The organism is Alteromonas sp. S005, assembly GCF_036864475.1.
GTDB lineage: Bacteria > Pseudomonadota > Gammaproteobacteria > Enterobacterales > Alteromonadaceae > Alteromonas.
This window is the reverse complement of record NZ_JAZETN010000007.1, coordinates 87,561-100,430: the sequence shown is the minus strand read 5'-3', so window position 1 is coordinate 100,430 and position 12,870 is coordinate 87,561. Positions and strand designations below refer to the sequence as shown.

General features: G+C 44.2%; 10 protein-coding genes. 3 read left to right on the top strand and 7 right to left on the bottom strand.

Annotated features, from left to right (window positions below; translation table 11 throughout):
* Window position 1: 1 nt before the first annotated feature.
* Entirely contained in the window at window positions 2-1,204 is a 1,203-nt protein-coding gene (gene zigA, locus V7R55_RS10475; protein WP_334059422.1) for a zinc metallochaperone GTPase ZigA, read from the bottom strand.
* An 81-nt stretch (window positions 1,205-1,285) separates the two neighbouring features.
* Window positions 1,286-2,242, bottom strand: coding sequence for a GlxA family transcriptional regulator (locus V7R55_RS10470; RefSeq protein WP_334059421.1), 957 nt, complete (start codon window positions 2,240-2,242; stop codon window positions 1,286-1,288).
* A 125-nt stretch (window positions 2,243-2,367) separates the two neighbouring features.
* Between V7R55_RS10470 and V7R55_RS10465 the strand changes: the two genes are divergently transcribed.
* Complete coding sequence (locus V7R55_RS10465) at window positions 2,368-2,892, top strand: cysteine hydrolase family protein (protein ID WP_039225252.1); 525 nt, start codon at window positions 2,368-2,370, stop codon at window positions 2,890-2,892.
* Between the two features lie 161 nt (window positions 2,893-3,053).
* Here V7R55_RS10465 and V7R55_RS10460 read toward each other — a convergent pair whose 3' ends face one another.
* Window positions 3,054-4,361 (bottom strand): short-chain fatty acid transporter, encoded by a 1,308-nt coding sequence (locus V7R55_RS10460; RefSeq protein ID WP_334059420.1) that lies wholly within the window; start codon window positions 4,359-4,361, stop codon window positions 3,054-3,056.
* A 67-nt stretch (window positions 4,362-4,428) separates the two neighbouring features.
* Window positions 4,429-8,562 carry a hybrid sensor histidine kinase/response regulator gene (locus V7R55_RS10455; RefSeq protein WP_334059419.1) on the bottom strand — a complete coding sequence of 1,378 codons (4,134 nt, stop codon included), beginning with the start codon at window positions 8,560-8,562 and terminating at the stop codon, window positions 4,429-4,431.
* A 376-nt stretch (window positions 8,563-8,938) separates the two neighbouring features.
* Here V7R55_RS10455 and V7R55_RS10450 point away from each other — a divergent pair, with 376 nt between their 5' ends.
* The gene (locus tag V7R55_RS10450; RefSeq protein WP_334059418.1) at window positions 8,939-9,280 is read left to right on the top strand and encodes a carboxymuconolactone decarboxylase family protein; all 342 of its coding nucleotides are present in this window, start codon (window positions 8,939-8,941) and stop codon (window positions 9,278-9,280) included.
* 456 nt (window positions 9,281-9,736) lie between these two features.
* On the opposite strand, the gene V7R55_RS10445 is transcribed toward V7R55_RS10450, so the two are convergent.
* From V7R55_RS10445 to V7R55_RS10435, 3 genes are all read right to left on the bottom strand, one after another.
* Window positions 9,737-10,030, bottom strand: a complete 294-nt coding sequence (locus tag V7R55_RS10445; protein WP_334059417.1) for a YfcL family protein — start codon at window positions 10,028-10,030, stop codon at window positions 9,737-9,739.
* Window positions 10,031-10,149: 119 nt separating this feature from the next.
* The gene (locus V7R55_RS10440; RefSeq protein ID WP_334059416.1) at window positions 10,150-11,313 is read right to left on the bottom strand and encodes an ATP-NAD kinase family protein; all 1,164 of its coding nucleotides are present in this window, start codon (window positions 11,311-11,313) and stop codon (window positions 10,150-10,152) included.
* The gene (locus V7R55_RS10435; protein ID WP_334059415.1) at window positions 11,310-11,924 is read right to left on the bottom strand and encodes an elongation factor P hydroxylase; all 615 of its coding nucleotides are present in this window, start codon (window positions 11,922-11,924) and stop codon (window positions 11,310-11,312) included. The genes V7R55_RS10440 and V7R55_RS10435 overlap by 4 nt, the downstream gene beginning before the upstream one ends.
* Window positions 11,925-12,078: 154 nt before the next feature.
* Here V7R55_RS10435 and V7R55_RS10430 point away from each other — a divergent pair, with 154 nt between their 5' ends.
* The gene (locus tag V7R55_RS10430) at window positions 12,079-12,789 is read left to right on the top strand and encodes an FFLEELY motif protein (protein WP_334059414.1); all 711 of its coding nucleotides are present in this window, start codon (window positions 12,079-12,081) and stop codon (window positions 12,787-12,789) included.
* Window positions 12,790-12,870 lie beyond the last annotated feature (81 nt).

The window sequence follows — 12,870 nt, the reverse complement described above, 5'->3', positions numbered from 1 at the left end:
ACTAGTGCTCCCACGCAGGAAATGGATCAGGCATTTCAGCCCAAACATGATGGCCTTGAATAAGCTGCTCGTCAGTTAACAAGCAACGATCTAACCGCTCGATAATGTCGCTTTTATTAAGCCCTTGTCCAATGAACACCAGCTCTTGACGCATGTCACCGAAAGGCTCCATCCACTGCTCTTCAATTGCTTTAAGGTACTCAGGGTCTTCAGGCCACTGCTCTTTTGGTACGGCTTTCCAAAACAGTCCAGCGGCTCCGTATCTCGCCATACCGCCTGCTTGGCTCCAACTGCCCGCAAGCTGTGGGCGTGTTGCCAACCAGAAGAAGCCTTTTGAACGAATTAACTTACCTGCAATGTCTTTGCTATGGATAAAATCATAAAACTTTTGCGGATCAAACGGACGTCGCGCTTCGTACGAAAAGCTGCTTATACCAAACTCTTCAGTCTCTGGTACGTGCTCGCCACGCATTTCTTTCAACCAACCAGGCGATTGCTGAGCACGCTCAAAGCTAAATCGCCCCGTGTTCAGCACTTTATCAAGGGGCACTTTTCCATGCTCAATGGGCACTTGAATAGCCTCGGTATTAAGGGTTTGTAGAATACTCTTAAGGCGCGCCAACTCTTGTTCAGAGACTAAGTCGGTTTTGCTAATTAGCAATATATCAGCAAATTCCACTTGTTCGACCAACAAGTCTGCTACGCTACGCTCGTCTTCCTCACCCAAGCTCTCACCCACTTCGTTGAGAAACTTAGCTTCGTCATAGTCTTTAAGAAAATTCAATGCATCAACAACGGTAACCATGGTATCGAGGCGCGATATTTCAGATAAGCTTTTACCGTCTTCATCAGCAAACGTGAAGGTCTCTGCTACAGGCAGAGGCTCTGAAATGCCTGTAGACTCTATAACCAGGTAATCGTATTTACCTTCGTGCGCTAAACGCTCTATCTCTTCAAGTAAATCTTCTCGCAACGTACAGCAAATACAGCCGTTGCTCATTTCCACCAGCTTTTCTTCGGCTCGATTAAAGCTAATTTCATTTTTCACCGTAGCAGCATCGATATTGATTTCACTCATATCGTTAACAATAACGGCTACTCTTAATCCATCACGATTATTCAGAATATGATTTAGAACCGTGGTCTTACCGGCGCCTAGAAAGCCCGAAAGTACGGTAACGGGAAGCTGAGTTTGAATTGACATAACGACTCGCTAAGTTTCATTTTAAATCTCGAATTTAATAAATGTTATAACATAACAATTAAAATGAAAATAACGATATGATTAATTTATTGCAAAACGCTTGCGGTATTCCACCGGACTAAGCCCATACTCTTTACGGAATATCTTCCTAAACGCATTGACGTTTTGATAGCCCACGTTGAATGCAATATCAGCAATGCTACGCGTAGATACTTCAATTTGCTGACAAGCATGATGAAGTCTCAGCTTCTGCAGATAGTCGATGACTGACATACCTAACGCTTGCGTAAATCTTCGCTGTAAGGTTCGCTGACTAACGAAAGTGTGGCTTGCTAAATCGCTAAGAGAAATTGTCTGACTGTAATGGTTTTCCAAGTAATTTTGTGCTTTAACAACGAGAGCATCGCCATGATCTTTTTTAGGTGAAAACTGGTGATAAAAGCCTTGCTCCCTGTAACCTGTATCCACCACCATCTCTTTAGAAAGACTCAAGGCAATGGTAGGTGAACTTAAGGTCGATATGATTTCAAACACAAGGTCAATCCAAGCCATTCTCCCGCCAGCCGTTATTACGCCCTCCCCGTTTACCACAATAGCCTTGGCGTCTAGTTTTGCTGTGGGAAAGGCTGCCATGAAGTGATCGGCAATTCGCCAGTGTGTAGTACACACTTTGTTATCTAAAAAGCCCCCTTTGCCAAGAATAAATGCACCTACGCAAGCAGAGGCGAGCAATGCACCTTGGGACTGCATGACTCCCATATAGTTGATAAGTGATGTGAAGTTATGCTCAAAAAATGTTTCACTCATGCTTGGCGGCAAGATGACGACATCAACCAGTGCATTTGAATTCAACTGTTCCGCTTTGTAAATACTCGCGCTAAATGCCACATCAGCGTTGATTTGCTCACACATCGTATTTGCTAACTCTAACATCTCAACGATGCCGTAAAGCGCAGATTGGCTTGCGGTTGGATAGTTTATTACTGCTATTTTTATTTCTTTCATCGTTTCATTGTCGTTCTGTGAACGCTGTCGCATTTGGCGCGCTTTTTGTCATTATCGTCACTCTCTATTACACGTGAAAATCTGCAAAATAGTCAATATCGAGTAAGCACAACTTAAACCGTGCTAGAGACTATTTCTTGGAAAAAGAGGGTAAGACCGTGGTTAAACAAGCACTTATTGTTATAGATATTCAAAACGATTACTTTCCTGAAGGGAAGTATCCTTTACACAAACCAGAGCTTGCGATGCAAGAAACACTTAAAGCGATGGCTATTGCAAAGGAAAAGAGCATTCCGATTATTCACATACAGCACCTTGTGCCTGTTGAGGCCGGAGAAGGGTTGTTTTTCTATGAAGGATCTCATGGCGCTGAAATTCATAAAGAGGTGATAGCCGCTGCCCCGGATGCGCCCATCATCACAAAGCAACACGCCGATTGTTTTGAAAACACCAATTTAGACGAAACCTTACAGTCATTGGGCGTGGATGAAATTCTTCTTGCAGGTATGATGACCCACAACTGCGTAACTCACACAGCATTATCACCAGCTGCTGCCAAGTATTCCCCCAAAGTCATTGAACCTTGCACCTGCACGCGTGACGCCATTGGTCATCTATTGGCGCTGGATTCTATGCAAGTGCGTGGTATTGACATTGTATCGATAGAAACCGCATTCGCTTAGCTCCGACTTGTTTCGCTCATCACGTTGTTCGACTACTTGATGAGCGCTAACACTTCTCGGAATTTTGGATGTTGGCATGATTTTAAAAGGCCAAAAAGTGTCATCTCAAAACTGCTGATCCGTGCGCTCTTCAATTCATACAGTACCTAAAGTAACCATCCTCACACAAACCGCAATACCAAGGAAATAATGACACCGGTTACGATAAGCTGAACCAAGCAAAAGCCCATAATGTCTTTGGCTTTAAGGCCAGCTATGGCAAGTACGGGTAGTGCCCAAAACGGCTGAATCAAATTGGTCCACGCATCACCCCACGCCACTGCCATTGCAACCCTATTTACTTCCGCACCCAGTTCAGCGGCAGCCGGCAAGATTACGGGAGCTTGCACCGCCCACTGCCCTCCTCCCGAAGGTACGAAAATATTAACAATGCCTGCACTAATAAAACTCCATACGGGCAACGACTCTGCAGACGCAAAACTAATTAGCCATTCTGACATAGTCTGCGCTAATCCAGATTGCACCATAACCGCCATAATGCCAGCATAAAACGGAAACTGTATTACTATTCCGCTGCCGCCCTGAACCGCTTGCTGCAAACTATGTAAAACATTGCGTGGCGTACCGTGAAGGGCAATAGCAAGGAAAAGAAATAACGTATTAACGATGTTTAGGTTTAACCCGCCGCCGGAAATAAAATAGTTCGCAAGATAAGCAAGCCCAGCGAAACCAACAAGTAAACCAAGAGCTTTGCTGTTTTCGAGTTTATCGGCAGGCCTCTCGTTTGTCGCCGAAGGCAATGCGTCGTCTTGTAGCTTTGTGGTATCCACAATCACGCTTTCAGATTTAGGGGGCAGCATCAAGCGATTCACAAGGGGAATAACTACAAACATAATTGCCAACAACAGTAAGTTGAAACCGCTAAAAATGGTCTCGCTGGTACCAATCACGCCTATTTGTGCCTCTGAAAAATGACCCGGGGTTGCAATAGTTAACGGTACAGAGCCCGCCAAGCCGCCATGCCATACGACAAAACCTGAATATGCGCTCGCCACCAATAGCCGATAATCTACCGACACTTTTCTTGCAAGTGCTTTGGCGAACAACGCGCCTACAACAAGGCCAAAGCCCCAGTTTATCCAACTGGCCGTAAGCGACACTAAAGTAACCAGTACAATAGCACTTCCAGGGCTTTTAGCTAGACGGGCGAGACTCTCCAGCAGTGTCTTGACTAGCGGCGTGCATGCCAGCATAAACCCGGTTACTAATACCAAGAGCATTTGCATTGAGAAAGTTAGCAGCCCCCAAAATCCGTCTCCCCACTGTTGAATTGTGGTAAGTGGAGTTTGCTCTTGAATGACCACCGCAAAAGCAAACGTAATTAGGGTAAGTAATAAAACGAAAATGTAGGGGTCAGGAAGATACCTTTCGACGAGTTTGACGAAGGGTTTTGATGCTCTGTTTAGCATTAACGCTCTCACAACATGTTAAAAATTTGTTGCATATTAACGCGTTTATTTCCTTTTTGGCGAGTGACTAGTTATTTTTGTTTAGCCATTTCCGTAAGGTCGACGTTACTTTCTGATTATCGATAGGCTTGGTAAGAAAGTCGTCCATACCTGCTGCCATGCACATATCTTTGTCGCTTTGCATGGCATTGGCCGTCACCGCAATAATAGGCGTATTTTTATAGATATCTCCCGCCGCCCCTTCACGGATGCATCTCGTTGCTTCAAACCCATCCATTTCGGGCATTTGGCAATCCATAATAATTGCGCTGTATTGTGCTTCAAGCTCGCTGCGCTTCAACATGTCTAACGCTTCTAAGCCATTATTTGCCACATCTACCTGATACCCTTCGCTTTCGAGCGCATTAGTAGCAACCAGTTGATTTATCACATTGTCTTCAACTAACAAAATCCGTGCGGCTTCGATAGGAAGTGAGCAACTCGCCGGCTGTTGTCCAGTTAGGCCTTCATCAAGATGCTGCTCTACAAAATTTGCAGTATCCACACCCAGCTGCCGTGGACGCACATCGTTTTGAGTACAGGACTTATCAACCGTATTTTCTAGTATTCTTATTAAATCTGCTGTCGTTATGGGTTTGGGCAGACATTCGTCAACTGGCAGCCCTCTAAACTCGCTGAAGCTATCGACATCGCTTAATTTGGTCATAAGAATAGTACGACTGAACCTTAAACTTTCGGCACCGTTGAGGTTCAGTAATTGGTTGTCTCGCTTGTGTTCATCAACGACCTTTTCCAGAAACAAAATATCAATATCTAACTTGCTTTGTCCGCTACCCTCATCAGCTAAGTAAAGCGTTGCCGCCTCTTCTAGCGATGATGCACATAATGTATTTACTCCCCAAAGCTTCAGTTGATTTTGCATTACATGCCTTGTTGACGCATTCCTATCCACTATTAAGCAGCACGTATTTTCTTTGGCAAGTTCAGGTTTCGGTGTCACGCTTTCCTCCGAGCCCGTAACTCTACATATAACCTTGAAGCAGCTACCTTTGCCAAGTTCAGAGGTAACATTTATGTCACCTCCCAGTAGCTGACTCAGTTTTCTAGTTATACTTAAACCAAGCCCTGTACCTCCGAAGCGCCTTGTAGTAGAGGCGTCGACTTGGGTAAATGCGTCGAACAAATGAGGAAGTTTTGATTCCGGGATGCCTATACCCGTATCTTCTACCGTTAGGTAAAGCGTGTTTTCACTTTCAACATTACTTGGGGTTAGCTTTGCAGTAATGTATATCTCACCCTTCTTAGTGAATTTAACTGCATTACTCAAAAGGTTAGTCAGGATTTGTTGAATTCGGCTTGGGTCAGAATATATTTTTGACTCAGTGATTTCAGAGACATCAACAATCACTTCCAGGCCTTTTTCTTGCGCTGAGTGCGCTACTGACAGCGCAGTGCTTTCCACCAGCTCCCTTAGGTCAAAATCCAAAGACTCTAGTTCAAGCTTGCCTGCTTCAATCTTTGAAAAATCTAGGATGTCATTGATAAGCACAAGCAATGAGTTAGCGCTGGTTTTAGCAATACTCACACGCTGGCTTTGTTCTGCTGTTAGGTCGCTTTTTTTCAACAGGCCCAGCATACCTATAACACCATTCATTGGCGTCCTAATTTCATGGCTCATATTAGCAAGAAATTCAGACTTCAACTTCGTGGCCTCTTCAGCACTTTCAAGCGCTTGCTTTAAATCGTTCGCCTGCGCTTTCAGCGACGCAGTTTTTTCAGATACCTGCTGCTCTAGGGTTTGAACGAAGCGTTTTTGTCTAGTGATTTCGGTTTGCTGTAGATGGGTGCGCAGATAAATCACCAACACGAGAATACCTAACAAAAATAAACTGTAGATAGTGTAAGCCCACCAGCTTTTCCATGGTGCTACTGCCACATGTAAATTTAAGGATAGGGTATCATCACCCCACTCCCCATTTGGTTTCATGGCTTTTACGAGTAATCGGTAGTCCCCCCCATTTAAATTGGTAAACGACACCGAAGTATGATTTCCAATATCAATCCACTGCTCATCGTACCCTTCTAACTTGTATGCAAAGTGGGCGCGCTTGGGGTCTGAAAAATCCAAAAGAGTAAAATCTAATGAAAAAAAGTAGTCTTCATAAGAAAGGTAGATATCAGTGACATAGGACAGTGGCTTATTAAGCTCTACCGATTCCCCCATTTTGTTAAAACCCGTGAGAACTATATTTGCGTTAGCGGTGTCGGTTTGTTCTCGGCTATACTTGAAGTACTCTATCCCCCGTTGACTACTCGTAAAATAGGTAGACCCATCCGCTTTAATTAAGCTATCTGAGTAAAAGTTTTTGCCCGCTAAATCTTTAACACTGTTGTAGCTGATAACATTTTGTGTGTCGGGGTTATAAAGAAAAACACCTTTGTTGGTGGTAAGCCATAGCCTGCCGTCATCGCCATCGGCGATAGCTCTTATTAAGGTGGTGGGCAGCCCATTTTTCTCACTAAAATGCTTGAAGGACTTAGACTCTGCTAAATATCGGTACAACCCCGTTTGCGTAGCTATCCATACTTGCCCGTTGCTCGTTTGATGGATATCTTCCACAATGCTATCGACCAAGCTTCCCGTTTGGCCTTCTGCGCCACTGAAGTACGCGAAACTTTTACTATCAACTGACCAAAGATTCACACCACCGCCCGTGCCCACCCATATATTGCCGCTGGCGTCTTTATATAGGCTGTGAATTTCTGGGTGCGTTAAGCCGTCTTTGGTCGTTAAATGCTTGAAATCCCCTGAAAGTTTGTTGTAAACATAGATACCGTGCTTATAGGTACCAATCCAAACGTTGCCATCATTGTCTAGTTCAAGCGCTCTGAACTCACGAAACTGACGATAATTACTGTCAGTTTTGGGATATTCAATTCGGCTTATTGCTCTAGTGCGTCGGTCAACTCTGACTACAAAGTCATCCTGTGCCACCCACAGCAACCCTTCTTGGTCTGGCACTATGATAGGTCTTTCAATAACCCCACGCTCTTTATAACCGCCTAGCTCTTTGAATACCGAGTCGTATTCTTTTTGCAAAAGCTCTTCTTTCACTTTCCATTTGAACACGTCGGCGTTTGCCGTAACAATGAGCACATCACCATTTTTATCACTGTCATCAAGTGCTTTATCAAGTGCAATACCACTTGGTGCGGTTAATAATTCGCTATTAATTTGTTTCATTTTACCGCGAGGGGAAAATTTAAAAATTCCATGAACTTCACTGGTTATCCACTTGGTTTTAGTATGATCTTCAAAAATTATGCGAAGGCCATTTTCATAACCAAAGTCGACCTTTTCAACATAGTTCCCCTCTCCGGTATGACGATACAATCCCTCGGTAGTGACGAACCATATTTGACCATCATGGTCCTCAATCATTGAGTTTACTTGACTTAGTGGTTTACCTTCTCGTGTCGTTTGAGGCAGAAAAACACCGGAACTTGGAAAAAACAAGAAGGGCCCATTTTGCGTCGCAACAAATAACTGGTGAGAAGATGTACGAAGCAAGCTGCGTATTTCATTTGCGCCTGTTGCTGTTTTATTTTTTGGTTCGGGCAAGAAATGCTTTGCGTTTAACGTTTTTTTATCGAGTAAATTTACCCCATAGCTGGTCGCTACCCACAGACTATTGGCGTCGTTATCAATAATGTCCCAAATGCGATTATGCGAGAGACTATTTTTATCCCCCGGTATTTTTTGAACTCGCTGGAATTGCCCATTGCCTAAAAAACGGTTAAGCCCTTTGTCGTAGGAGCCTAGCCAGATATCACCTGCGTTATCCTGAAAAAGCGACTGAATTCGGTTTGATGACAGGGAATTTACATCATCAGGCACGTTTGAATAGCGCGCATATTGACCGGATGTAGGGTCGTATCGGTTGACACCACCGCCCCACGTACCCACCCAAATATTGCCCTCAGCATCCAACATTAAGTTGCCGGCATCGTTATGGGAAAGACTTTGTTCGTTTTCACTATTCGACTCGAAGAGCTTAACGTTGCGGCCGTCGTAACGCATGACGCCATTTTCTGCCGTGCCAAACCAAAGAAAGCCCTGGTGGTCTTGAATAACGGAGTAGATTTCTGATGACACAAAGCCATCTTCATCGGTTAATAGTTCGACGGAGTATTCATTCATCAACTTGTTTGACCCCGAAGCAAACACTAACGAAGCACAAAGCAGGTTGATTAGAAAAGTTGCAAATATGCGCTCGAAAGAACGTAAAGTTTTTGCTGTGGCCACAGGTAGGGGGAGCTTCAAAATAAGAATCGAGGCGATAAGTTAAACTACCCTTACTTTAGTGCATATTGGTCTTTCGAGCCATTCAACAAAAGGCGCATTTGTACTGTAACCTTGACAGTTATTGACATAGGTCATAACGCACCTTCAGCTTTAAACTAAAATAAGTGTATATTACCCGGTAAGATTTGCTTTGAACTTTATTAAGATTAGGCCCGAATATCAATAGATGTTGAAGCCTATTAATCCATTATTTTTTCATCAGGGGAGCACTATGACGAAGTCATATAAACAAATTACAGATAACTTAAATCCGTACCTAGCTGAGGTTAAAAAAGGCGTACCAGAAGTCATGAAGGGGTTTTCTGATATGGCCAAGGCGGCGACCGCCGATGGCGCGTTGGATAAAAAAACGAAAGAACTTATTGCCCTTGCGATTGGTATCGCAACACGATGCGATGGCTGCATAGGCTTTCATGCAAAAGCGTTAGTGCATTTAGGTGCTACCCGTGCAGAAATAGAAGAAGTGTGCGGTATGTCCGTTTATATGGGAGGCGGCCCATCATTTATGTATGCTGCTGATGCTTTACGTGCATTTGACGAATTTAGTGAATAATTCTGAATAAAAAGGCCGAGTAATTTCTCGGCCCTTTCGCTTAATTTACAGTGCCGCCTATTACAGTGAATTCATACTTTGGACACTGACAGGTCCAAGTTCCGCTGCTTCAACATCCGATTTGATATGTTCGGCATCACCAATGATTGTCCAAGTTAATTTTTCTGGATGCAGCACTACTTAAATCGCCCAAAGGTCAGCTATTATACTTTTCGACCAAAGACTCTGAATGATTATATTCTCTATTGAATCTTTGATTTGATAAGAGGCTATACATGACCGCATTGACCGCTTCGAACTGACCAGCCACCACAAAGCAGCTTTTCGCCAATATTAAACATAAACCCACCTGGCGGCTAATAAAGGGTTTCGCTGATAAAACTGTAACGGATTGAAAAAAGAAATAACGACGAACAGGAGTATAGTGGTTGTGGGCAGATTAGAGGAAAGCCGCAATTACATTGCGACTAACCGTGCCCAAAGTGCTTTTACTTGCTGAGCATCTTCACTTTCTAATTCGTTGTTAGCAAAAGCACTATCAAGGCTTTCAAGCATTTTGTCATTAAGCATCGCAACGGTAGCGTCTTCTTGCATTTCGATTTGGCGCGCCTCTACCGCGAAATGACCTTGCAAGTAGCTGGCAATAAACAATTCGTCATCACTCCCGTGATTTACCACGTCATCGAGCGATGCTTCAATATCTGCGATAGCGTTAACGACACTTTCTGGTGCTGCAGCAGGTGGTAACACGTCTTACTCCTTTCTGTTGTTAATTTCAGTTCTTTTTCTCTAAATTTAAGTTCTGAGTTCAAGAAAAAACTTGTTGCTCAAAAGGTAATGAATTAGCTCTGGTATATGGCGTAATGCCTTTATACAGCTTGGCAAAGTACTTTGTCTTTGTAGCCGGTAATAACCGTAAAGGCACCCGCTAATTCAGTATCAAGCGCAGCGTCGCTTGAGTCTAAGCGAAGCGGTTTTCCGTTTAATGCCTGCAGTTTTTGCTTAGTGGCGACAACAAGCATATTTTGTTTGCCAATTTGACGAATAAACGCTGGGCTTAACTGTTGATTTCCACGCCCTAAGATGTGCCCTTGACCACCAATAACCGTCAAAATCACTTTGGTGGGTTTGTCTTTTGTCAGCGCAATCAGTTCACTGGCGGTCACGTCACTTGCAATTAACTCACCTTGCTTCACCACATCAACGCCTAACAAGGTGTTGTCTAAGCCAAGGAACTCCATGACAGCGCCTACCGTAGAGCCCGAGCCCATAACAAAGTACGTATCAGGCTCATCGTCCATGATCTCGCTAACATATGCCGCTATATCGTCAAGCACCAAGGCCTCGTCTTCTTTACCGCCCATTTTTACAGCTTGAACGTAAGTGAGTTCAGCGGGTACGCGCATTTCACCATAGTGTTTGGCAATAACTTTGCCCTCGCGAAAGGCGTTTTCGTCAATATCACGGACTTCTGCGTCCATTTCACTTACAAGCTCGCCTGCGATCATTTGACTTACTACCTGTCCTGCCGCCGACGGCGATACACAGTAAACGCCAGAGTGAATTTTGCACCCTGCAGGCACGCCTAGCACGGGCACTTGTGTTCCAACTACGCTACAGATATTACGGGCTGTGCCGTCCCCGCCAGCAAAAAGCAGCAAGTCGACGTTTGCATCCACCATTGCTTTGGCTGCACGTTCTGAATCTTCGCCCTCGGTTTGCTCGGCATTGGCTGTATAGATGACTTCACAAGGGATACCTAGAGATTCACATACGGTCTCGCCCATGTCGCCTGAGGCTGTAACTACTGTGAACTGACCTGACAACGCTTCTAAAATACTTAGCGCTTTGGCCATTTTTTCGTTAGCTTTTTTCTCTGCTCCCATAGCGAGGGCTTTTTCACGAATATCAGCACCATCGCTACCTTTAAGCGCAAGCGCTCCGCCAATACCGGCAAAGGGGTTAACTATGACGCCTAGCTTGAATGTAGGCTTGTGATCAGACACTGATTGTCTAGTGCTAACTTGACTCATTCAGCAACAACTCCTATCCCGCAACCTATTTCGCTTCTTTCTAGACCTGTTGGCGCATTTTCAGCCAAATTGCTAGGTAAAGCAGATAATTTACTTTTGCCAAACTCAAATGACAGCGCTCGTTTAAAACGTTCAGCGCGAGGTGGAAAACCATTAGCTTCGTAGGCTTCTAGCTGAGCAGCAACATTTCGGGTAAAGCCTTCTCTGTCAGGCTCAGCACCATTCAAATTATCCGTACTTACCTGAAACTTTCTTCCCGCGGCTTCTGTAAACGCCCATTCAATCGCTTGGGGCTTTATTTCTACTTTTTCAAAGTCGGCTTGCTGCGCTGCATCGCGACCGTCTGGGCAATACCAGTAGCCGTAGTCTTCTAATAGTCGGCGCTTTTCTCCGGCAATACACCAGTGCGCAATTTCATGCAAAGCACTTGAAAAGAATCCATGGGCAAACACGATTTGATGGTAAGACCTTTCACCATTTGCAGGGAGGTAAATGGGTTCATCATCACCTAAAACCAAGCGCGTATTAAAATCTTCAAATGTAGAATTAAACAGAGCTATTAACGCGGGTACGTCTGGGTCTGGAAGAGCGTGATGACTTGCAATCTTCATGTCGGCAAATAAGTTCTATACAAGTGAGCTAAATCAATGGTGATGGAGTATACCAGCAAAACTTTGTCTTCTCACTTGAAAGGCATGCTTGCATAGGTCAATCTAAGTTTACAAGAGCGAAAGAGTCACATTAGTTCAACAGGGAGTTTCTCATTTGGCGCAACAGATAATTAAACATATTCATCGGGTAAATGCCCTTCGTGATTTGGCCAATCAGTTGGGAGTAATGCCTATAATTCATCAGCTTCAGCATTGGCAGTGCGAGCGTTTACTAATCACGCATGACGAGCTGGCAAAACAAAAACGCTATCAAAAAGCCATGGCGTTCTTTGTAGATGAATTGTACGGGCCAAAAGATTTCAGCCAGCGCGACGCTGACTTAGTGCGCGTTATTCCCAAGCTCGCAAAAGTATTGCCCGACAAAGCCATGAACGCCATGGACGATGCATTATCGTTAAATGCACTGTCGTTCGATTTAGACATGGCAATGGCCCAATATTTACAAAACCATTTTCCTGGGGAGCCCATCAACCGAGATAACTATGCCCTTGCTTATCGCAACGTAGGCAGGATGGAAGACAGAGCGCACCAAATCGATATTATTTCGCACTTGGGCGATCAGCTCTCTGATGTAATAAAGATTCGTGGTATAGGTATGTTGATTTCGCTTTCGCGTCGCCCAGCCAAACTAGCCGGTTTGCTTGCTCTGCATGAGTTTTTAGAGCGTGGTTTTAATGCATTTAAAGCACTAGGTGATGTGCAAAGCTTTATACAGCCTGTTTTGGTAAGAGAAAAAGCAATTATGCAATCGCTGTTAAGTGACGATTTAACCTTACCAGAAGATAACCCATTGCCTGTGGTATAAGTTGCAAAAACAGAAGCGCAAAAACAGGCCATTTGAACAACAGCGCTAAACCAACGGTAATGAAGCAGCTAGAATAGAACC